General features: G+C 66.2%; 25 protein-coding genes and 1 tRNA gene. 19 read left to right on the plus strand and 7 right to left on the minus strand.

Features of this window, described 5'->3' with window-relative positions; translation table 11 throughout:
- Position 1: 1 nt before the first annotated feature.
- The gene (locus VGH54_RS20025; protein ID WP_331513819.1) at positions 2-1,234 is read left to right on the plus strand and encodes an Nramp family divalent metal transporter; all 1,233 of its coding nucleotides are present in this window, start codon (positions 2-4) and stop codon (positions 1,232-1,234) included.
- Here VGH54_RS20025 and VGH54_RS20030 read toward each other — a convergent pair.
- Entirely contained in the window at positions 1,218-1,439 is a 222-nt protein-coding gene (locus VGH54_RS20030) for a hypothetical protein (protein WP_331513820.1), read from the minus strand. The genes VGH54_RS20025 and VGH54_RS20030 overlap by 17 nt on opposite strands.
- Before the next feature lie 166 nt (positions 1,440-1,605).
- Here VGH54_RS20030 and VGH54_RS20035 point away from each other — a divergent pair, with 166 nt between their 5' ends.
- The 6 genes from VGH54_RS20035 to VGH54_RS20060 all read left to right on the plus strand — a co-directional run bounded on the left by VGH54_RS20035 (position 1,606) and on the right by VGH54_RS20060 (position 5,249).
- A complete protein-coding gene (locus tag VGH54_RS20035; protein WP_331513821.1) occupies positions 1,606-2,679 on the plus strand; it encodes a poly-gamma-glutamate hydrolase family protein in 1,074 nt (357 codons plus the stop codon).
- Between the two features lie 21 nt (positions 2,680-2,700).
- The gene (locus VGH54_RS20040) at positions 2,701-3,519 is read left to right on the plus strand and encodes an LLM class F420-dependent oxidoreductase (RefSeq protein WP_331513822.1); all 819 of its coding nucleotides are present in this window, start codon (positions 2,701-2,703) and stop codon (positions 3,517-3,519) included.
- 50 nt (positions 3,520-3,569) lie between these two features.
- Positions 3,570-4,058, plus strand: coding sequence for a hypothetical protein (locus VGH54_RS20045; protein WP_331513823.1), 489 nt, complete (start codon positions 3,570-3,572; stop codon positions 4,056-4,058).
- Positions 4,059-4,109: 51 nt separating this feature from the next.
- Positions 4,110-4,182, plus strand: a tRNA-Arg gene (locus VGH54_RS20050).
- A 339-nt stretch (positions 4,183-4,521) separates the two neighbouring features.
- Positions 4,522-5,007: a helix-turn-helix transcriptional regulator gene (locus tag VGH54_RS20055; protein WP_331513844.1), complete on the plus strand. Its 486-nt coding sequence runs from the start codon at positions 4,522-4,524 to the stop codon at positions 5,005-5,007.
- Positions 5,007-5,249 (plus strand): hypothetical protein, encoded by a 243-nt coding sequence (locus VGH54_RS20060; RefSeq protein WP_331513824.1) that lies wholly within the window; start codon positions 5,007-5,009, stop codon positions 5,247-5,249. Before VGH54_RS20055 ends, VGH54_RS20060 begins: the two co-directional genes overlap by 1 nt.
- Positions 5,250-5,306: 57 nt before the next feature.
- Here the strand turns inward: VGH54_RS20060 and VGH54_RS20065 are convergent, their stop codons facing one another.
- Positions 5,307-5,504, minus strand: a complete 198-nt coding sequence (locus VGH54_RS20065) for a hypothetical protein (RefSeq protein ID WP_331513825.1) — start codon at positions 5,502-5,504, stop codon at positions 5,307-5,309.
- A 141-nt stretch (positions 5,505-5,645) separates the two neighbouring features.
- Here VGH54_RS20065 and VGH54_RS20070 point away from each other — a divergent pair, with 141 nt between their 5' ends.
- The 6 genes from VGH54_RS20070 (at position 5,646) to VGH54_RS20095 (ending at position 11,609) form a co-directional block, all read left to right on the plus strand.
- Positions 5,646-6,110 (plus strand): glucose-6-phosphate dehydrogenase, encoded by a 465-nt coding sequence (locus tag VGH54_RS20070; protein ID WP_331513845.1) that lies wholly within the window; start codon positions 5,646-5,648, stop codon positions 6,108-6,110.
- Between the two features lie 485 nt (positions 6,111-6,595).
- The gene (locus VGH54_RS20075) at positions 6,596-6,922 is read left to right on the plus strand and encodes a hypothetical protein (protein WP_331513826.1); all 327 of its coding nucleotides are present in this window, start codon (positions 6,596-6,598) and stop codon (positions 6,920-6,922) included.
- On the plus strand, positions 6,910-7,761 hold the full coding sequence (locus VGH54_RS20080; protein ID WP_331513846.1) for a sulfurtransferase: 852 nt from the start codon (positions 6,910-6,912) through the stop codon (positions 7,759-7,761). Before VGH54_RS20075 ends, VGH54_RS20080 begins: the two co-directional genes overlap by 13 nt.
- Positions 7,762-7,939: 178 nt before the next feature.
- On the plus strand, positions 7,940-9,160 hold the full coding sequence (locus tag VGH54_RS20085) for an acetyl-CoA acetyltransferase (protein ID WP_331513827.1): 1,221 nt from the start codon (positions 7,940-7,942) through the stop codon (positions 9,158-9,160).
- A 1-nt stretch (position 9,161) separates the two neighbouring features.
- Positions 9,162-10,676 carry a carotenoid oxygenase family protein gene (locus VGH54_RS20090; RefSeq protein WP_331513828.1) on the plus strand — a complete coding sequence of 505 codons (1,515 nt, stop codon included), beginning with the start codon at positions 9,162-9,164 and terminating at the stop codon, positions 10,674-10,676.
- On the plus strand, positions 10,677-11,609 hold the full coding sequence (locus VGH54_RS20095) for a winged helix-turn-helix transcriptional regulator (RefSeq protein ID WP_331513830.1): 933 nt from the start codon (positions 10,677-10,679) through the stop codon (positions 11,607-11,609). It abuts the gene before it with no gap.
- Here the strand turns inward: VGH54_RS20095 and VGH54_RS20100 are convergent.
- From VGH54_RS20100 to VGH54_RS20115, 4 genes are all read right to left on the minus strand, one after another.
- A complete protein-coding gene (locus VGH54_RS20100; protein ID WP_331513831.1) occupies positions 11,606-12,028 on the minus strand; it encodes a hypothetical protein in 423 nt (140 codons plus the stop codon). The genes VGH54_RS20095 and VGH54_RS20100 overlap by 4 nt on opposite strands.
- A 122-nt stretch (positions 12,029-12,150) precedes the next feature.
- On the minus strand, positions 12,151-12,588 hold the full coding sequence (locus VGH54_RS20105) for a type II toxin-antitoxin system Rv0910 family toxin (protein WP_331513832.1): 438 nt from the start codon (positions 12,586-12,588) through the stop codon (positions 12,151-12,153).
- A 140-nt stretch (positions 12,589-12,728) separates the two neighbouring features.
- Complete coding sequence (locus VGH54_RS20110) at positions 12,729-13,853, minus strand: MBL fold metallo-hydrolase (protein WP_331513833.1); 1,125 nt, start codon at positions 13,851-13,853, stop codon at positions 12,729-12,731.
- A 4-nt stretch (positions 13,854-13,857) separates the two neighbouring features.
- Positions 13,858-14,589: an enoyl-CoA hydratase gene (locus tag VGH54_RS20115; RefSeq protein WP_331513834.1), complete on the minus strand. Its 732-nt coding sequence runs from the start codon at positions 14,587-14,589 to the stop codon at positions 13,858-13,860.
- Between the two features lie 92 nt (positions 14,590-14,681).
- On the opposite strand from VGH54_RS20115, the gene VGH54_RS20120 reads away from it, so the two are divergent.
- The 4 genes from VGH54_RS20120 to VGH54_RS20135 all read left to right on the plus strand — a co-directional run bounded on the left by VGH54_RS20120 (position 14,682) and on the right by VGH54_RS20135 (position 19,917).
- Positions 14,682-16,295, plus strand: coding sequence for an arylsulfatase (locus VGH54_RS20120; RefSeq protein WP_331513835.1), 1,614 nt, complete (start codon positions 14,682-14,684; stop codon positions 16,293-16,295).
- 17 nt (positions 16,296-16,312) lie between these two features.
- The gene (locus tag VGH54_RS20125) at positions 16,313-17,788 is read left to right on the plus strand and encodes a carboxyl transferase domain-containing protein (RefSeq protein WP_331513836.1); all 1,476 of its coding nucleotides are present in this window, start codon (positions 16,313-16,315) and stop codon (positions 17,786-17,788) included.
- Between the two features lie 63 nt (positions 17,789-17,851).
- Positions 17,852-18,562 (plus strand): two-component system response regulator PrrA, encoded by a 711-nt coding sequence (gene prrA, locus VGH54_RS20130; protein ID WP_331513837.1) that lies wholly within the window; start codon positions 17,852-17,854, stop codon positions 18,560-18,562.
- An 11-nt stretch (positions 18,563-18,573) separates the two neighbouring features.
- A complete protein-coding gene (locus VGH54_RS20135; protein ID WP_331513838.1) occupies positions 18,574-19,917 on the plus strand; it encodes a HAMP domain-containing sensor histidine kinase in 1,344 nt (447 codons plus the stop codon).
- A 91-nt stretch (positions 19,918-20,008) separates the two neighbouring features.
- Here the strand turns inward: VGH54_RS20135 and VGH54_RS20140 are convergent, their stop codons facing one another.
- Entirely contained in the window at positions 20,009-20,371 is a 363-nt protein-coding gene (locus VGH54_RS20140) for an FKBP-type peptidyl-prolyl cis-trans isomerase (RefSeq protein WP_331513839.1), read from the minus strand.
- A 48-nt stretch (positions 20,372-20,419) separates the two neighbouring features.
- Here VGH54_RS20140 and VGH54_RS20145 point away from each other — a divergent pair, with 48 nt between their 5' ends.
- Together VGH54_RS20145 and VGH54_RS20150 are read left to right on the plus strand one after the other, a co-directional pair.
- Positions 20,420-20,665 (plus strand): DUF2630 family protein, encoded by a 246-nt coding sequence (locus tag VGH54_RS20145; RefSeq protein WP_331513840.1) that lies wholly within the window; start codon positions 20,420-20,422, stop codon positions 20,663-20,665.
- Positions 20,666-20,669: 4 nt separating this feature from the next.
- Positions 20,670-21,416, plus strand: a 747-nt coding sequence (locus VGH54_RS20150) for an NAD(P)-binding protein (protein WP_331513841.1), incomplete at its 3' end; no start/stop codon positions are given.

Below are 21,416 nucleotides of genomic sequence, written 5' to 3' on the forward strand. Positions count from 1 at the left end.
GGTGCCCGAGGACACCCGCGTGCGGCCCAAGGCCGGGTGGTATCTGCTCGGCCCCGCATTCGTCGCTGCGATTGCCTATGTGGACCCGGGCAACGTGGCCGCGAACATCAGTGCCGGCGCGCAATTCGGCTTCGCGCTGCTATGGGTGATCGTCATCGCAAACGTGATGGCCGGGCTCGTCCAGTACCTGTCGGCAAAGCTCGGCCTCGTGACCGGGCGCACATTGCCCGAGGCCATCGGCGGGAAGCTGAGTCGACCGGCACGACTGGCCTTTTGGATGCAGGCTGAGATCGTTGCGATGGCCACCGATGTGGCCGAGGTGATCGGCGGGGCGATCGCACTGCACATCCTGTTCGGGCTGCCACTGCTGCTCGGCGGGGTGATCACCGGGTTGGTGTCACTGCTGCTCTTGCGAATTCAGGATCAGCGCGGCCAACAGCTCTTCGAACGGGTGATCACCGGACTGCTGCTGCTCATCGCCATCGGCTTCACCGCCAGCTTCTTCGTGGCGACACCACCACCCGGCGACGTCGTGGGCGGGTTGGTGCCGAGATTCCTCGGAAAGGAAAGCGTGCTGTTGGCCGCGGCCATCTTGGGCGCGACGGTGATGCCGCATGCGGTCTATCTGCATTCCGGGCTGGCCCGTGACCGGCATGGCCATCCCGATCCCGGCCCAGAACGGCGGCGACTGCTGCGCATCACCCGGTTGGACGTCGGGCTGGCGATGGTCGTCGCAGGGGCCGTGAACGCCGCCATGCTGCTGGTCGCTGCGCTGAACATGCAGGGCCGAGGCGGCATCGGTTCCATCGAGGCGGCCTACGCCGCCGTGCACGACACGGTTAGTCCATTGATCGCGGTGTTTTTCGCGGTCGGATTGCTGGCTTCCGGCCTGGCGTCGGCATCGGTGGGCGCCTACGCGGGGGCGATGATCATGCAGGGATTGCTGCACCGCTCGATTCCGATGGTGCTGCGCCGGCTGGTGACGCTGGTGCCCGCACTGCTGATCCTTGCGCTGGGTTTTAATCCGACCCGCACGTTAGTGCTGTCGCAGGTCGTTTTGTCCTTCGGCATCCCGTTCGCGCTGCTTCCGCTGGTTCGACTGACCAGCGACCGGGCGCTGATGGGAGTCGACGTGAATAACCGCGTCCTTACCGCGATCGGTTGGGTGATAGGGACGCTGATCAGCCTCCTCAACGTGGTGCTGATCTACCTCACGGTCAGCGCCAAAGGCTAGGCCTGGCATCCGGATTCACACTTTCCAACCGGTGTTTCCCCCGTCCGGTCAGTTCGATGAGCTCGTCCAGCAGAGCATCCATCTGGTCGATCGACGGCATCGCCCCACCGCGCTCGCGGTAGGCACTGCGAACGCTGGCCAGCACCCGCAATTCACGCTCAATCGTGTCCCGGTCCCGGGTGCCGCCCCCGTGCGCGCCGCTCATCGGACGATCCTTTCACCCCAATCGCGACGCCAATAGCGCGACGCACGGAATTAACCTCGCGGTCACGACCGGCTCAGAAGTCGTTCGCGGACTTGACCGAACACGCACTGCCGACTCGCAACCGTCCTCGGCCGAGCAAATCATTCGCTCGGCTAACATCAAAATCGTGCAGCACAGCCGTCATTTCTACTTCGCGTACGGGTCGAACCTGTGCGTGCGGCAGATGGCGCAGCGTTGTCCTGACGCCGCCAATCCGCGGCGCGCCGTACTCGCCGACCACGACTGGCTGATCAATCAACGCGGGGTGGCCACCGTTGAGCCGTTACCCGGCACGCGGGTGCACGGAGTCGTATGGCAGCTGTCCGACCACGATCTGGCCACCCTGGACAGCGCCGAAGGCGTGCCGGCGCGCTACCGGCGCGACCAGTTGACCGTGCACACCGAAGACGGGCCGTCGGATGCGTGGGTATACATCGACCACCGGGTGAATCTGGGGCCGCCGCGACCCGGCTACCTGGAACGCATCATCGACGGGGCGCTACATCACGGGTTGCCCCAACACTGGATCGACTTCCTGCGCCGGTGGGATCCCGCCCGGTGGCCCCGCCCGCGGTTGCGGCCGACAACGCCTGCGCCGCAATCACTTTCCGAACTGCTCGCCGAGGATGGGGTGATTGAGGCCAGCCGGTTGCGGTCGCGCTTCGGTTTCCTGGCGATCCACGGCGGCGGGCTGGAACAGATGACCGACGTGATCGCCGAGCGCGCCGCCGACACGGCCGGTGCGTCGGTGTACCTGATCCGGCATCCCGATCGCTATCCACACCACCTGTCGTCGGCGCGCTTTGTCCGCGACGAGTCGGCGCGGCTGGCGGAGTTCCTCGACCACGTCGACGTCGCGGTGTCGTTGCACGGCTACGGCCGGATCGGCCGCGCCACACAGTTGCTGGCCGGCGGTGGCAATCGCGCGCTGGCCACCCACCTGGCCGACCACCTCGAGCTGCCCGGCTACCACGTCGTCACCGACCTCGACGAGATTCCCCCCGAGCTGCGCGGGCTGCATCCGCAGAATCCCGTCAACCAGACACGGTGTGGCGGAACACAATTGGAACTGCCGATCCGGGTCAGGGGCATCAGTCCCCGCAGTCCGCTGCCCGGCGACGACGGTTTGTCACCGGTGACCGCTGATCTGGTGCAGGGCCTGGCTGCCGCAGCCCGCTCGTGGAAATTACCGTCCAGATAACTACACAATCGGAGGTGGCCGATGGCCGAACGGGCCTTTCGCTTTTCATTGGGCATTCACTCAGCCAAGTCGCGAACGACATTGCAGGACAAGGCAAAGCGCTATGAGGACCTCGGTTTCGATGCCCTGCATCTGCCCGATCACATCGGCGCGCCGGCACCGTTTCCGGTACTGACGGCGATCGCATCCGCGACTTCCACGGTGCGGCTGGGCACCTACGTGCTCAACGCCGGATTCTACAAGCCCGCTCTGTTGGCCCGTGACGCGGCCGAGGTCGACCAGCTCAGCGACGGACGCCTCGACCTCGGTCTCGGCGCCGGGTACGTACGCGAGGAATTCGAGGCTGCCGAGCTCCCATATCCGACCGCCCGCCAGCGTGTCGACTATCTCGAGCACGTCACCACCTACATGAAGAAGCACCTGCCCAAAGTGCCGATCCTGATCGCCGGCAACGGAAATCGGTTGCTCACCATCGCCGCACAGCACGCTGACATCATTGGGTTGACCGGCGCCAGCTCCGGTGACGCCGCGGATCCGCTCGCCGACCGCGTCGAGTTCGTCCGGAACGCCGCCCGCGACCGGTTCGCCGACCTCGAGTTGAACCTCGCGATCACCGCCGTGCCGTCGGACAGTTCCGGTAAACCCGACCTGGCGCTCACGCGCAGATTCGTAGACCTGTCCGACGAAGAGCTACTGGCGCTGCCGTCGGTGCTGAGCGGGTCGCCCCGCGAGATCGCCGACACCCTGCGCGGCTACCGCGACAAATATGGGCTGACGTCCTTCACGTTCCAGGAAAATCACGTCGAAACCATCGCCAAGGTGATTCCCGAGTTGCGCTGACCGCAGAAATTACCCAGCACCTACCTAGCGGTTTTCCGTATGGTGGGTTGATGCGCTACAACCCGCCCCCGAACTGGCCGAAGCCGCCCAAAGGTTGGGCGCCGCACGCCGACTGGTCCCCGGATCCGGCCTGGCCGCCGCCACCGCCGGGCTGGCGGCTGTGGATCGAGGAAGATGCCGCGGACGCGAAGGCGGCGCTGGGACGGCTCAAGCAGGCCGGCGATGACGGCGAATATTTCGGGGACGAGAACGCATGGGCCGAGGACTCCGGGCCTGCGCCGGCTGACGACGAGCTGGATGCCGTGGCGTCGCCGCAACCGCCGCAGCCGACCGAGGTCGCGCCCGAAGACCTTGCGGTGCAACACCTTGGGCAGTACGCCACGGTCAAGTGGGATGACGAGCAGCAGTACGTCATCGGCACAATCCTCGCCGTCTCTGCGGATGCCGAGGCGGTGCGCCTCAGGCTTGACGGCATCGACGCGCCAATTGCGTTCCCGCGAGAGACGCCGGGCAGGCCACAGCTACTGGTCTGGATTTAAGACCCGGACACGCGTGACGCCGACGAGCGGCTAGGTTTAACGATGTCTTCAGCCCTCGTAGCTCAGGGGATAGAGCACGGCTCTCCTAAAGCCGGTGTCGCAGGTTCGAATCCTGCCGGGGGCACTCGGTGTTTGCGCAGTTCAGCGATGGTTTTCAGATGTCTGCCGACTAGTCTCGGCTGGTTCTGGTCGGTGCTGTGGTCGGTGATTGGTTGGCGTCAGATGACGCAGCCTGGCCCGCGATAGTCAATCGCGCGGCATCAACCGCCGATGAGCGCGGGAGCGTCTTTCATCAACAGCTTCTAGTGCAGCGGATCGGTCGGAGACTCCCAAAACTAGAAGTGGGCGTAGAACGCGCGGGCCTCATCGTGCGGCACTCGCACAAAAGCGGCCCGCCGCCTGCTTATAGTAGAAGAAGCTATAGTTAGGCATGTGCGGTCGGAGTGACGTATTGCGGACGGTGATGCACAAAACAGGCACCACCCAGTCCGAGTTGTCTCGGCTCAGCGGCGTGCACCAGCCGAGCATCAGCCAGTTCCTCTCCGACAAGGTTGAACTCAGCGATGAGCAGCTCGACCGACTGCTGTCCTGCATGGGGTACCGACTCGAAATCACCCGCCAACCAATCACTCCCAAGCTGACACGTTCGGAACGCCGCTCGTGGAAACTGCACCGCGAGCTTGCCAGACACCTGACGCGGTCGACCCTCACACAATGGCAACCCACCATCGAGCGCAACCTGCGGCGATTGCGGTCCGACGTCACCGGCCAGCCGCACATGAGAAACCTCGACCGCTGGGAGTCGCTAATGAAGCGCGGCGACGTACCAGGCCTTCATCGCGTCCTCACCGGCCTCGGCCGCGATTGCATCGAGATGCGCGAAGTCTCACCGATGGGTGGACTGCTCCCCGATGAGGAGCGCATCCGCGTTCTGCGCACGGTGCGCTGATGCGGCGCGACCAGCTTGAGCACGGTATCCGGACTGCCTGCCAAATCGCCGGCCTGACTGAAGTGATCATCGTCGGGTCCGAAGCGATCCTCGGCACCTACACCGAAGATCAGCTGCCTTTCTACGCCACCAGATCGGTGGAAATCGACGTTCTACCGATCGCCGACAACACCGGTGAAATCGCCCGTCTCGCAGACGAAATCGCGTCCGCTCTACCGGAGGCCTGGCGATGGGCAGCGTAGAGGTAGCGTCCGTCGGGCTGACCACCACATGCGAAACACACCGGTATCGCAGGGTTTTTACGGTGTAGGTGTCGTTATCGACGACCGATGCCGACCCCCGCGCTGGCTGACAATCAATTGTTTGCCCTCGGCGTCCATCAGCCGGTTTTTCGGATGATCGGGCAGCGGAATACGGACCACCACGCGGTGCCAACCGTTGAGGACCGCGACCGACCCAGATAGGGCAACGTAGGCGTGCTCGCCGTTGCGACTCACGGCGATGTCGTGGACGTGGCCTTTGACCGGATCGTTGAAATGGCGGTTTCCGTATCTGCTTTGGACGTGGTTGATCAGCGTTGCTCAGCTGACGGTACGGGCGCACAATCGAGGTGTCCGTCTGAAACCTGGAGAAGTGCGATGAGTGGTCAACAGTACGAGTTTTTCGGCGAGATGTTCCAGCGGTACTTCAGACCCGCGATCGATGCATATCCGCGTATGGGTGCAGCACTCGTCGGAAGGTTACTGCTGACTGACGACGTGCCCGACAAATTGGCACAGACCCGTTGCGCCGCAACGGCATGGGCCAAAGCCGAGACCCCAAACGCCAGGATCACCTCGGAACTCTTCGTGATCACCCAACACGGACTGATGTATGCCGCCGGGTTGAACGAGTCGCGCCGGGCGCTGTATTACCTGGCCACGCCGCCCGCGTTGTTCGATCCGTTCGTCGATCAGGTCGACACCGCCGAACTGCGTAAGGGCGCAGTAGTCGTGGTGGACAGCCGACTCGGCCGCGACCTCGCATCCGCACATCCGATGGACGCCGCGCTGCGCAGGATTCTCGATGAGCACCTGGCGCTGCGGGTGAATCTGCCCGTGTAGCAATTTCTTCGGCGAGATGCGTTGGTCGGACTCGATTTACTGGTGCTTTACCCGCATAGGTGTAGGCTCGAAGTACGGATCCACAGCAGACCAAGGTCGGACCGGAAGAGAAGATTCCTCCTCTCAGCTGTGGCGTTTAGCACGAGCACTAGGCACCCACGCGAAGCAAAGCCCATCAACTGGGCACAGCGCGGTGGGCTTGCGTGCAGGCCGGGAAACTGTGTCCTGACGCCGAGGCCACATTTCACCGCGCCATCATGCACGCTTGGTAACCGAGAGGTTTGTGCTTTGGACGGCGCTCCTTTTCGTCAGGAGCGCCGTCCGACTCGTGTATGCCGAAGTCCCGGAGCCCGTGCAGCTGCTCGGTGACGACACCACCAGCTTGACCATCCAGTTCGGCTGACGCCCTAGAAAACCAACGCGGGCGTACCGCTGCCTGCAATGTTCCGCCCCACGCGCGCAGTCACCATGGAATGATGCGCGTTATGTTCGACCGCTTGTTCCTCGCTGCCGCAGTCGCAATCACCGCGATCGGTGTGGCGTCACCCGCGCACGCGGACCCGCCGTGCCCTGCCGGCGACTGTCCTCACGGTCCCAGCAACAGCCCGTCGTACAAGGACGGCTACAAGACCGAGCACGACTACTTCTCGACCCCGCAGAATCACTCGTATCTCAAGAGCGAGATGAAAAACGGCTACACCGCCGCGAGTGCCTGCCAAGTGGAGATGAGCGGAGGGTCGCCACCGCCGAATCCCGCTGACTGGATCAGCGGCTGCGTCGACGCCTTACACGACCTGGGATTCAAGCCATAAAATCCGAAGTTCTGGTCACCGTCGCGGAGTTGGCCGACCTCATCGACACCGGCCAACCCGTGACAATCCTCGACGTGCGTTGGCGGCTCGACGAGCCCGACGGGCGTGCGTCGTACCTGCAAGGCCATATCCCGGGCGCGGTGTACGCGTCGCTCGAAGACGAACTCAGCGACCACAGCATCTCCGGGCGGGGGCGGCACCCACTGCCCTCCGGACGCAGCGTCGAGGCCTCGGCACGCCGGTGGGGTATCCGCCAAGGTGTGCCGACCGTGGTCTACGACGACTGGAATCGGGCCGGTTCGGCCCGGGCCTGGTGGGTACTGACGGCTGCTGGCCTCGCCGACGTGCGCATCCTGGACGGCGGCCTAGCCGCGTGGCGGTCTGCCGGGGGCAGCCTGGCCACCGACCCGGTTACGCCGCCACTGGGCGATGCGACCACGCTGCACGACGACCTCTACAACGGAGCGCTACCGACCCTGACCGCGCAGCACGTCAACGACTTCACGCTGCTCGACGCGCGCGCACCGGAACGCTTCCGTGGTGACGTCGAGCCGATAGATCCCGTTGCCGGACACATCCCCGGCGCGAAAAACCTGCCGAGCGGCACCGTGCTGGCCAGTGACGGCACATTTTTGGCGGACGACGCACTCGCCCGCCGGCTCGCCGAGCGTGACATCGACCACAACGCCCAACTCGGCGCGTACTGCGGCTCCGGCGTCACGGCCGCCATCACCGTGGCAGCACTCGCCGCGACGGGTCACCAGGCAGCGCTGTTTCCCGGCTCATGGTCGCAATGGAGTTCCGATCCCGCCAACCCCGTCGCCCGCGGAGACGATTAGTCCGATTCCACGGACAGAGGTTTGTCACGTGCCGCCGACGGCAATGCGCGTAGAGAGGGGGACGCGTTGGTCGACCGACGTGTTCGCTTAGGTCTCGTTAGTTCAGCCGAGAGCTGACGAGGCCGCCCTTTAATCAACGAACCATGGGTCACTCTTTTAGTTGTAGTAACGTGCGGCTATGGACACTGACGTCTGGATCCTCGGCGGCTATCAAAGCGACTTCGCCCGAAACCTCACCAAAGAAGGCCTCGACTTCGCGGACCTAACCCGTGAGATCGTCGACGCCACCCTGGCCGCGGCCAAGATCGACGCCGGCGACGTCGACGTGGTTCACGTCGCCAACGCATTCGGCGAGATGTTCGCCGAGCAGGGTCACCTCGGCGCCATGCCGGCAACCGTGTGCGACGGCCTGTGGGACACCCCGGCGTCGCGGCACGAGGCCGCCTGCGCGTCGGGCAGCGTGGCCGCGCTGGCAGCGATGGCCGACCTGCGGGCTTGCAACTACGACACCGCGTTGGTCCTCGGCGTCGAACTCGAGAAGACAGTCCACGGCGACACCGCGGCGCGTCATCTCGGCGCCGCGGCCTGGACCGGACACGAAGGAGCGGACGCGAAATATCTCTGGCCGTCGATGTTCGCCACCGTCGCCGACGAATACGACCACCGCTACGGATTGGACGAAACCCATCTGCGCGCGATCGCACAGATCAATTTCGGCAACGCACGCCGAAACCCCAACGCGCAGACCAGGGAATGGACCGTACCCGATCCGATCGCCGACGACGACGCGAGTAATCCACTCATCGAAGGCCGGCTGCGCCGATTCGACTGCAGCCAGATGACCGACGGCGGAGCGGGAGTCGTCCTGGTCACCGACAAATACCTGCGCGACCATCCAAACCTTCGGCCGGTCGCGCGAATCGCAGGCTGGGGGCATCGCACCGTCGGGCTGGGCCTGCAACAAAAGCTCGACCGCGCGGCCGACGACCCCTACGTCATGCCGCATGTGCGGGCGGCCGCGCTTGATGCGCTGAGACGCGCACAGGTCACCCTCGACGACATGCATGGGATCGAAGTGCACGACTGCTTTACTCCCAGTGAGTATTTGGCGATCGACCACATCGGGCTGACTTGGCCGGGCGAATCGTGGAAGGCCATCGAAAACGGCGAGATCGACATCGGCGGACGGCTGCCGATCAACCCCAGCGGCGGGCTGATCGGCGGTGGCCACCCAGTCGGCGCGTCGGGAATTCGGATGCTCGTCGACGCGGCAAAACAGGTCAGCGGAGCGGCCGGCGACTACCAAGTCGAGGGCGCGAAGACCTTTGGCACGCTGAACTTCGGCGGCAGCACCGCCACCACGGTCAGTTTCGTCGTCCGCGCAACCGAAGGATCGTGAGATGGACGTCGCAATCGTCGGCAAATTCCTGTCGACCCTGCCCGAAGACGACGACCACCCGTACCGAACCGGCCCGTGGCGGCCGCAGACCAACGAGTGGGACGCCGACGGCCTGATCGCCGTCGAGGGCGAGATCCCCCGCGATCTCGATGGTGTCTACCTGCGCAACACCGAGAACCCGCTGCACCCGTCGATCAAGACCTACCACCCGTTCGACGGCGACGGCATGCTGCACGTCGTCGGATTCCGCGATGGAAAAGCCTTCTACCGCAACCGCTTTGTTCGCACGGACGGCTTCCTTGCCGAGAATGAGGCCGGTGAGCCGCTGTGGCCGGGCCTGGCCGAGCCGGTACAGCTGGCCAAGCGCGACCAAGGCTGGGGTGCTCGCACCCGGATGAAGGACGCGTCGAGCACCGACGTCATCGTCCACCGCGGTGTCGCGCTGACCAGCTTCTACCAGTGCGGCGACCTTTACCGCGTCGACCCGTTCTCGGCCGACGCGCTGGGCAAGGAGACCTGGAACGGCCACTTCCCTTTTCAGTGGGGAGTATCCGCGCATCCGAAGGTCGACCCCAAATCCGGTGAGCTGCTGTTCTTCAACTACAGCAAGCAGGCGCCCTACATGCACTACGGCGTCGTCGACGAAAGCAATGATCTGGCGCACTACGTCGAGGTACCGCTGCCCGGCCCCAGGCTGCCGCACGACATGGCCTTCACCGAGAATTACGTCATCCTCAACGATTTCCCGCTGTTCTGGGATCCCGACCTGCTCGCGCACGACGTGCACCTGCCGCGGTTCTACCCCGACATGCCCTCACGCTTCGCGGTGCTGCCGCGTCGCGGCGGCACTGGCGACATCCGCTGGTTCGAGGCCGACGCGACCTTCGTGCTGCACTTCACCAACGCCTACGAAGACGGCGACGAGATTGTGCTCGATGGATTCTACGAAGGTGCGCCGCAGCCACTTGACACCGGTGGAACGAGGTGGGACAAGCTCTTTCGATTCCTGGCGCTGGATCGTCTGCAGGCCCGGCTGCACCGGTGGCGGTTCAACCTGGTCACCGGCGAAGTCAAAGAAGAGCAAATGTCGGAGTCCATCACCGAATTCGGGACGATCAACCCCGACTACGCCGGCGGCAACTACCGATACACCTATGCCGCCACTGGCAAGCCAGGCTGGTTCCTGTTCGACGGGCTGGTCAAGCACGACTTGCGCTCCGGAGGCGAACAGCACTATCAGTTCGCCGACGGAGTCTTCGGAAGTGAGGCCGCGATGGCCCCGCGACCGACTTCCGCCGGCGAAGACGACGGCTACCTGATCACGCTGACCACCGACATGGAGGCCGACGCGTCGTACTGCGTGATCTTCGACGCCGCCCGGTTCAGCGATGGTCCGGTGTGCAAAATTGCGCTGCCCGAACGTATTTCCAGTGGAACCCACGCCACCTGGGCACCGGGTGCGCAGTTACGCCGTTGGCATGACGTCGACTCCCCCGCCGGCGCGATCGGACTGTAAATGCCGCCGGCGACGCCGACGCTGCTGAGTCCCGGCGGCACCAACGCGGTCGGCCGAATCCTCGGTCTGCTTGGTGACGAGTGGACGCTGCTGATCATTCAGCAGGCATTGCTGGGCGCAACCCGATACGGCGAATTTATGGCGCGGCTGCCGATATCGAATTCGGTGCTGGCCAACCGGTTACGAGCGCTGACGGATAACGAGCTGCTGGTCCGCACGGAATATCAGGCCCGTCCGGTGCGCGCCGAGTATCTGATCACCCCACGCGGACGGGCCTTCTGGCCGGTGCTGTTGTCGATCTGGGAGTGGGAAAGACGGTGGGTGCCCGATCATGTCGGCCGGCTTCCGGAAATGCATCACACGCTGTGCGACAACGACTTCACGCCGACTTTGACCTGCCGAGCGTGCGGTGAGGCAGTGACCGAGAAGGAGGTGGCGGCGCGCTGGGGCCCGAGTGGTTCGTGGCCGCGTTCGGTACCCGAGGCGGTCACCCGTCGCCGGTCGGGAGCCGACGGTAAGCCCGGTCAGGCCGGTTTGTTCCCCGAGACGATGAGCGTGTTCGGAAACCGTTGGGCGGCTGCCCTGTTGGTGTGCGCCTTCCTCGGAACGACCCGCTTCAGCGATTTTCAGACCCAGCTCGCAGCGCCCCCGTCGCTGCTGACCGACCGGTTGCAGACGTTCTGCGCCAACGGTGTGCTGTGCGTATCGCGGCAAACCGGGCCGGTACGTGTGCGCTACCAGCTCACCGCGAAAGGGCGAGCGTTCTTCCCGGTGATCATCACGGCGTTGCAGTGCGGGCAACACTGGTTTCACGCACCGGAAGGCCCGGCGGTGGCGATCACCCATCTCGGCTGCGGCAGGCAGTTCGTCGGGGAACTGACCTGCGACCAATGCGCCCAGCCACTGAAGGGCGCACACGTTGGCGTCAACTAACGATGGCCGCGTAGCGCGGACGCCAACGCCCACACCGAGCACAGCATCGCAGCGGACGCCGCAACGCCGCCGACGTACAAGCCGTAGGCCGCCGATACCGGCGGCTTGACGTTCACCTGGTAGTACCGGAGCATCAGTGCGACGACGACCAGCGAGATCGCCAGCGCCGCAACCGATGCCGGCTTGACCGACAATCCTCTGCCGACCATTGAGCCCGCCACCAGCAGCGCCGAAGACAGCAACACGATCAGCTGGCCCGGCCCGAACCCGTGCGGCAGATGCAGGCTGCCGATGCTGCCGCCGATCGCGTTGGCCCAGCCGCCGCCGTTGGTACCCGTCGTCAGCCACGGCAGCCACGCACTCACCGACACCGTCGCGGCACACAGCGTTACCATCCAGCCGGGGCGTATGCGGGGCATACTGCGACAGTAGCGGCTAGCGGCCGCTGGGCGTTGTCATCCGGCCCCGCGATTACACCGGCCTCCGGTGGATCACGCTGTTCGTTGTGCCCGGCTATCAGCGACAAAACCCTGCGGGCCGGTCAGGCCGGCGCGAAAACCGTGACGAACTTCCGCAACGACTCGCGGATATCGCTTTTCAACGCGGCGGCGACGATCATGCCGATCGGCCCGAACAACGCCGGGCCACCCAGGTGGACGTCGAGGCTGACCACCGAGTTATCGCCCTTCGGCTTGACTTTGGCGAGCAGCTTCACTTTCACTCCGCCGACGCCATTGCCGTCGAGCGTCATGCCCTCCGGCGGCTTGTAGTTCACGATCGTCCAGGTGATGCGGTTGGGCATGCCCTTGACTTCGACGATCGAGTCGATCACCGTGCCCTTCTCCAACTGCTCAGGCAGCTTGCTGCGCCACACCCGGTGGATGGTCAGCCATTCCTTATAGCGGGAGAGGTTGGACGCGTCCGCCCAAGCCTGCTCAGGCGGCAGTGGAACGTCGATGGAAACAGAAAGCTTCGCCATGGGTTGCTTCTACTGATCGTCCTTCTCGCCGTCTTTCAAGGCGGAACCGACCGTGTCAGCGTTCTGCGCCAACAGATCCTTAACTTTGTCCAGAAATCCCATGTTTCGTCCTTTACCTCAGGAGTTATCGACTAGGCGTATCACGACGGTTCGGCGAATCGCCACCACGGATCCGACTCGGCAACAGCCGTCGGGTCGATACGTCCGCCCGGTTTCGGCACCGCCACTGCGACATTCGCGGCGCCCGCCGCCGCCAACAACCGCTCGATCGGCTCGGCCCACGGATGCGGTGCCAGCCGGAACGTGCACCAGTGGATCGGCACCAAGAGTCCACCGTTGACGTCGACGTGCGCCTGAACCGCGTCCTCGGGGTTCATGTGAATATCCGGCCAGACCGTGTTGTACGCGCCGACCGGCATCAGCGTCACGTCGAAAGGCCCATGCTCTTCACCGATTTCGGCGAAGCTCTTGGTATAGCCGGTATCGCCGCCGAAGTAGGCTCGATGCGCCGGACCGATAATCGCCCATGACGCCCACAGGGTTGTGTTGCGGTTGAGGAACCGGCCGGAGAAGTGCCGGGCCGGTGTGCAGACCAAGGAGAGCTCGTCGATCTTCGCGTGCTCATTCCAGTCGAGTTCGATGATGCGCTCGTCGGGAATGCCCCAATCACGAAGGTGCGCACCGACACCCAGCGGAACGACGAACGGGGCCCACTGGGTTCGGGCCAGCGCGATGATCGTGTCGATGTCGAGGTGGTCGTAATGGTCATGGCTGACGACGATCGCGTCCAGCGCCGGCAGCGCGTCCAACGGCACCGGCGGCGGATGCATGCGCCCCGGGCCGACGACGTCCGACGGCGAGCAGCGTTCACTCCAGACCGGGTCGGTGAGCACGCGGTAGCCGTCGATTTCCAGCAGGGCCGTCGAATGGCCGAACCAGCTGACCGCGATTCGGCCCGCGGGGGCCTCGAAGGCTCGGGGCTCGGGGGTGTCCAACGGGATCTCCGCCGGTGGCCGAGCTTCACCGCGGCCAGTTATGAGCTGCCACAGAATGTTTCGCTGCTGTTCGCGGTCGATGTTGAACGACGGCGGTTCCAGATTGACGAACACGCCGTCGTGGAAGTTCGGTGAGCGTTCGGCGACGGCGTGGATGTCTGCCGGTTGAGCTCCGAGCGCGGCCGGTGCGCCATGCAGCGCACGCAACACCCACCCGCCCGTAGCGAGCGAGACCGTGCCCGCAGCCAGTCGCAGCGCCCCGCGCAACATCCGATTACGCCCCCTGGAATTTCGGCGGTCGCTTCTCGACTCGTGCGACCTGCGCTTCGATGACGTCCTGACTACCCCACGCCTTGTCGAACAGTTCTTTCTGCGCCGGCGACGGCTCTTCGATGGAGCCGTCGTCGTTGAGCACCCGCTTCGCGTGCTGCAGCGCCAGCGGGGCCAGGCCGGCGATCTCGGCCGCCCAGGCCTGCGCGTCGGCCAGCGTCCCGATCCGGTTGGCCATCCCGGTCTGCAGCGCGGTCTCGGCGGTCAGCTTCTCCGCGGTCAGCAGCATGGCGCGGGCGCGGCCGTGTCCGACCAGCGACGAAAGCCGGTGGATGCTCCAGTTATCCAGAGCCAGGCCGTATTTCGATGTCGGGAATTGGAAGAACGCCTCCGGGGACACGACACGCAGGTCGCATTGCATCGCCAGCTGCAGGCCAGCGCCGATCGCGGGGCCGTTGATCGCGCCGACCACCGGAATCGGCGCCGCGTCCAACGCCTTGTGCAGTTCGACCAAGCGGTCGGGATAGTCGGCGGCGAAGGCGTCGCCGCTCAAGTCGGCGCCCGCACAGAACACGGTGCCCTGCCCGGTCAGCACGACGACACGGACGTCTTCGCCGGCGGCCTTCTCCACCGCCTCGCGCAACTCCTCGACCAGCTGGGAGTTGAGCGCATTCCGCCGTTCGGGACGCTGCAACTCAATGGTCAAGACGTCTTCGACGCGGGTGAGACCGATCATGGGCCCAGCCTATTAGGCTCAGCCGGGCGGTATCGAATCGGCGGTAGGCGGAACGTTCCATTCGGCCCGTGGACCTGACAGGATGCTTCCCCGTGACACGGCCTAACTTCCTGGTGATCGTGGCAGATGACCTCGGTTTCTCCGATATTGGCGCGTTCGGCAGCGAGATCGACACCCCCAATCTGGATCGGCTCGCGCACGCCGGGATCCGGCTGACCGATTTCCACTCGGCACCGGCCTGCTCACCGACCCGGTCGATGCTGCTGACTGGAACCGATCACCACATCGCCGGCATCGGCACCATGCTCGAGGTCACTCCCCCGGGCTTCCGGGGACCGCCTGGCTACGAGGGATACCTGAACGACCGGGTCGTCGCGTTGCCCGAGCTGCTGCGTGACGCCGGTTACCTGACGCTGATGGCGGGCAAGTGGCATCTCGGCATGACCATCGACAGGACACCGTGGGCCCGTGGATTCGACCGATCGTTTGCGCTATTGCCTGGCGGCGCGAGCCATTACAGCAACGTTCCGGGCGACTTCTTGCCCGCGCTGTCCCGGTACACCGAGGACGACCAGTTCGTGACGGTCGACGACGACTTCTATTCGTCGGACTTCTACGCCGACACACTCCTGCGGTATTTCCGTGAGCGCACCGACTCCGACCAGCCGTTCTTCGCGTACCTGCCGTTCCAGGCGCCGCACTGGCCGCTGCAGGCGCCGGCGGAGACCATCGCGAAATACCGCGGCCGTTACGACGACGGCCCGGACGCACTCCGCGAGGCACGATTGGCCGCACTCAAGCGACTCGGCCTGTGCCCACCCGACGTCGTCGCACACCCCGTCGTCGCCGACGGAGAGCCAGAGTGGTCCGAGATGAGCGCCGACGAGCGGGCCCTGTCGGCCCGCAGCATGGAGGTCTACGCCGCCATGGTCGACCGGATGGACCACAACATCGGCCGGGTGATCGACTACCTCACCGAGACCGGCGAGCTGGACAACACGGTCGTGATCTTCCTGTCCGACAACGGCGCCGAGGGCGCAATCGTCGAGGCGATGCCGATCCTCGGTGGCCTGATCGCCGCCGAGATCGAAAAGAACTGGGACAACAGTCTCGACAACGCCGGGGCCGGCAACTCGTTCATCTGGTACGGCCCGCGCTGGGCGCAGGCCGCCACGGCGCCGTCCCGGCTGCACAAGGCGTTCACCACCGAGGGCGGCATCCGAGTCGTCGGGTTCGTCACCTGGCCGGGCTTCGACCGGCAGCACGGGATCGGCACCGCGTTCAGCACGGTGATGGACATCGCGCCGACCGTCCTCGAACTCGCCGGCGTCACCCACCCGGGTACCGAATACCGCGGACGTGAAGTGGCGCCCATGCGCGGCCGGTCGCTGTTGCCGTATCTGTCGGGCGACACCGAGGCGGTGCACGATGACGTCACCGGAACCGGCTGGGAGTTGTTCGGCCGCCGCGCTATTCGGCAAGGCGACTGGAAAGCACTGCACCTGCCCGAGCCGTACGGGCCGGGCGCGTGGCAGCTCTACGACCTGTCCACCGATCCTGGCGAGATCGTCGACCTGGCCGCCTCGCATCCCGAGAAGCTGGCCGAGCTGCTGGTGCTGTGGGACCGCTACGTCGAGGACACCGGCGTCATCCTGGATCCCATCTCACTTTTCGATGTCGACCAGCAGGATTTCGCGCCAGGCTGATATGTAGCCTCGGCCGGGTGAGCCGGATCGGGACCGACCAACTGCGCGAAGCGGTGCTCGATGAGGGATTGTTCATCAGCTGGGACAGCGCGCCGCTGGCGATACCGACGAGCGAGTCGTACGACGGCGAGCTGGCCGAGGCACGAGCCGCCAGCAGCCACGACGAATCTGTGCTGACCGGCGAGGGCCGGGTATTCGGGCGCCGCGTGGCGGTCGTGGTCTGCGAGTTCGACTTCCTGGGCGGCTCGATCGGGGTCGCCGCAGCCGAGCGGATCACCACCGCGGTGGAACGCGCCACGGCCGAGCGGCTGCCGCTGCTGGCCTCACCATGCTCCGGTGGCACCCGGATGCAGGAGGGCACCGTTGCGTTCCTGCAGATGGTCAAGATCGCCGCGGCCGTCACCCTGCACAAGCAGGCGCAGGTGCCCTACCTGATCTACCTGCGCCACCCGACCACCGGCGGGGTGTTCGCGTCGTGGGGTTCGCTGGGTCACCTCACTTTCGCCCAGCCGGGCGCTCTGATCGGCTTTCTCGGGCCGCGGGTGTACGAACAGCTGTACGGCGAACCGTTCCCGCCTGGCGTCCAAACCGCCGAGAACCTGCAACGACATGGGGTGATCGACGCCGTCGTACCGCTCGGTGAGCTGCGCGGCATCCTCGACCGGGCGCTCACGGTCGTCGAGGATGCCGCGGGACCGCCTCCGCCGCGGCCACGGCCCGAGCCACCACCCGATATCCCGGCATGGGACTCGGTGCTGGCGTCGAGGCGACCGGACCGGCCCGGCGTCCAGCATCTGCTGCGGCATGGCTGTACCGATCAGGTGCTGTTGTCGGGCACCGGCGGGGGAGGCGAAGCCGCCACCATGCTGCTGGCACTGGCCCGGTTCGACGGTCAGCCCGCGGTGCTGCTCGGCCAGCAGCGCGTCGTCGGCGGCCTCGTCGGACCGGCCGCGCTGCGCGAAGCCCGCCGCGGCATGACGCTGGCCGCCGGTCTGCAGCTGCCGCTGGTGCTGGTCATCGACACCGCCGGGCCCGCACTGTCGGCCGAGGCCGAACAGGGCGGCCTGGCCGGCGAGATCGCGCACTGCCTGGCTGAGCTGGTCACCCTGGATACCCCGACGGTGTCGGTGCTGCTCGGTCAGGGCAGCGGCGGACCCGCGCTGGCGATGGTGCCGGCCGATCGGGTGCTGGCCGCGCTGCACGGCTGGCTCGCACCGCTGCCGCCGGAGGGCGCCAGCGCGATCGTCTTCCGCGACACCGCGCACGCCGCCGAACTGTCCGCCGCACAAGGCATTCGATCGGCTGACTTGTTGGCGTCCGGCATCGTCGACACCATCGTGCCGGAGCACCCGGACGCCGCCGACGAACCGGTCGAGTTCTCCACCCGGCTGTCCGCGGCGATCGCCGTCGAGCTGGACGCGCTGCGCGGCATGGCCGATTCCGACCGGATGGCGACCCGGTTGCGCCGCTACCGCAACATCGGGCTGCGCTGAACACCCGCCGCGCCGATGGGCCCGGACGGGTGTTCCCACAGCTAAGGGGGATGATCAGGCATCATGGGCAGCATGGACACTGGCGCGACATCACCGCGGGTTTTAGTTGTCGACGACGACTCCGACGTGCTTGCCTCGCTGGAGCGCGGACTGCGGTTGTCCGGCTTCGAAGTGGCGACCGCGGTCGACGGCGCCGAAGCGCTGCGCAGCGCCACCGAAACCAGGCCGGACGCGATCGTCCTCGACATCAACATGCCGGTGCTCGACGGCGTGAGCGTGGTGACCGCGCTGCGCGCGATGGACAACGACGTACCGGTCTGTGTGCTGAGCGCGCGTAGCTCGGTCGACGACCGGGTGGCCGGCCTGGAGGCCGGCGCCGACGACTACCTGGTGAAGCCGTTCGTGCTGGCCGAGCTGGTGGCGCGGGTCCGGGCGCTGCTGCGCCGCCGCGGAGCCACCGCGACGTCGTCCTCGGAAACCATTACGGTCGGCCCACTGGAGGTCGACATCCCCGGCCGGCGGGCCCGGGTCAACGGCGTCGACGTCGACCTGACCAAGCGTGAATTCGATCTGCTGGCTGTGCTCGCGGAACACAAGACCGCGGTGCTGTCGCGCGCCCAGCTGCTGGAATTGGTGTGGGGTTACGATTTCGCCGCCGACACCAACGTCGTCGACGTATTCATCGGATACCTGCGCCGCAAGCTGGAAGCCGGTGGCGGCCCCCGGCTGCTGCACACCGTCCGCGGCGTGGGGTTCGTTCTGCGCATGCAGTGACGGGATCGAACGTGAATTTTTTGTCGAGAATCTTGACCCGCACCCCCTCGCTGCGCGCCCGGGTGGTGGTGGCCACCATCATCGGTGCGGCCATCCCGGTGCTGATCACCTGTGCTGTCGTCTGGTTCGGCATCACCAACGACCGCAAGGAACGACTGGACCGCCGTCTCGACGAGGCCGCCGGCTTCGCGATCCCGTTCCTGCCCCGCGGGCTTGGCGAAATTCCGAAGTCGCCCAGCGACCAGAACGCGGTCATCACGGTGCGCCACGTCAACGGCGAGGTCACCTCCAACACGACGGTCACGCTGCCCGAGCTGCCCCCCGGTTACGCCGACACCTACATCAACGGGGTGCGTTACCGGGTGCGCTCGGTGACCATCCCCGCGCCCCACCCGATGTTGGTGGAAGTCGGCGCCACCTATGACGCCACCGTCGCCGACACCAACAACCTGCATCGCCGGGTGATCTTGATTGCCGCGTTCTCGATCGCCGCAGCGGCCGTATTCGCTTGGCTGCTGGCCACGTTCGCGGTACGCCCGTTCAAACGGTTGGCGCAACAGACCCGGTCCATCAACGCCGGCGACGAGAATCCGCAGGTCCGGGTGCGCGGCGCCAGCGAGGCCGTGGAAATCGCCGAGGCGCTGCGAGGCATGCTGCAAAGGATCTGGGACGAGCAGAACCGCACGATCGAGGCGCTGGCCTCGGCCCGTGACTTCGCCGCCGTGTCCTCGCACGAGTTGCGCACACCGCTGACCGCGATGCGCACCAACCTCGAGGTGCTGGCCACCCTCGACCTTCCCGACGAGCAGCGCAAAGAAGTGATCAGCGACGTGATCCGCACCCAATCACGAATCGAGGCAACGCTTTCCGCGCTGGAGCGGCTGGCCCAAGGCGAGCTGTCGACGTTCGAGGATCATGTGCCGGTCGACATCACCGAACTGCTCGACCGCGCGGCGCACGACGCGATGCGGATCTACCCCGATCTCGACGTGTCGCTGGCACCATCGCCGACGTGCATCATCGTCGGGCTGCCCGCCGGGCTTCGACTCGCGGTCGACAACGCGATCGCCAACGCAGTCAAACACGGCGGCGCCACCAGCGTGCAGCTGTCCGCGGTCAGCTCGCGGGCCGGCGTGGAGATCGCCATCGACGACAACGGCAGCGGGCTGCCCGAAGCCGAACGGCAGGTGGTGTTCGAGCGGTTCTCCCGCGGCTCGACCGCGTCGCACTCAGGCTCTGGACTCGGCCTGGCCTTGGTGGCCCAGCAGGCGCACCTGCATGGCGGCACCGCGGCGCTGCAAGACAGCCCGCTGGGCGGCGTACGTCTGCTACTGCAGCTGCCGCCGCCGAGCTGACGTCGCCTCTAAGAGCCGAGTGTGAAGATCACGACGGCTCCCCGGCGTGCCGCGTCGGAAAGTTCACAGTCGCGGTGATTCAGCTGCGCTCTCAGCGAGTGCCCAGCAGATCGATGACGAAGATCAGCGTCTTCCCCGATAGCTGATGCCCCGAGCCGGCCGGCCCGTACGCCTGCTCCGGCGGGATGATCAGCTGACGCCGGCCGCCGACCTTCATGCCCGGGATGCCGTCCTGCCACCCCTGGATCAGCCCCTGCAACGGGAACGAGATCGACTGGCCGCGGCCCCACGAGCTGTCGAACTCTTCGCCCGAGTCGTAGTCGACGCCGACGTAGTGCACCTCCACAGTGCCGCCCGGCACGGCTTCGGGTCCGTCGCCGACCACCAGGTCCTGGCTGACGAGTTGGGTCGGTGCTGGGCCGCTGGGAAATTCGATCTCAGGTTTGCTAGACACGGAAAAGACCCTAGTCGGGCACACTTGACTCGTGAAAGAGGACCGAGCATGACCGACAACGACGCCCTGTCGCGGATCAACGAACTCGTCGCCGAGGAGAAGGCGCTTCGAGAGCAGTTGCAGCACGGCGAGATCAGCGAGTCCGAGGAGAACACGCGGCTGCGCCAACTCGAGATCGAACTCGACCAGTGCTGGGACTTGCTCAGGCAGCGCCGCGCCCTGCGCGAGACCGGCGGCGATCCCCGCGACGCCGCGGTGCGCCCCGCCGGCGAGGTCGAGGGCTACCTGGGCTGAGCAGATGACTGCGCGTGAGGTCGACGCGGTCATCGTGGGCGGCGGACATAACAGTCTGGTCGCCGCCGCATACCTGGGCCGGGCCGGCCTGCGGGTGCGGTTGCTGGAACGGCTGCCGCACGTCGGCGGTGCCGCGGTCTCGTCACGCGTCTTCGGCGGTGTCGACGCGCGGCTGTCGCGGTACGCGTACCTGGTCAGCCTGCTGCCGAAGCGCATCCTCGACGACCTCGGTGCAACGGTCCGGTTGGCCCCGCGGCCCTATTCGTCCTATACCCCCGACCCGGCCACCGCTGGTCGCACCGGCCTGCTGGTCGGCCCGCGGTCCACGTTCGACGCCATCGGCGCCGACGACGACGAGCGGGCCTTCGCCGACTTCTACCGGCGCTGCCGGCTGGTGACTGAGCGGCTGTGGCCCACGCTGTTGGAGCCGCTGCGCACCCGCGAGCAGGCCCGGGCGGCGGTCGTCGACGACGATCCTCAGGCCGCCGCGGCGTGGCGGGCCATGGTAGAGCAACCGATCGGCGCTGCGATCGCCGACGCGATTTGCCATGACCTGGTGCGCGGCGTCGTCGCGACCGACGCGCTGATCGGCACCTTCGCCCGGCTCGACGACGCGTCGCTGCTGCAGAACGTCTGCTTCCTGTACCACCTGATCGGCGGCGGCGTCGGCGACTGGCACGTCCCGGTCGGCGGCATGGGTGCGGTGAGCGCCGCGCTGGCCGCCGCCGCGTCCGCTCACGGGGCCGAAACC

Source organism: Mycobacterium sp. (genome assembly GCF_036488105.1).
Classification (GTDB): domain Bacteria; phylum Actinomycetota; class Actinomycetes; order Mycobacteriales; family Mycobacteriaceae; genus Mycobacterium.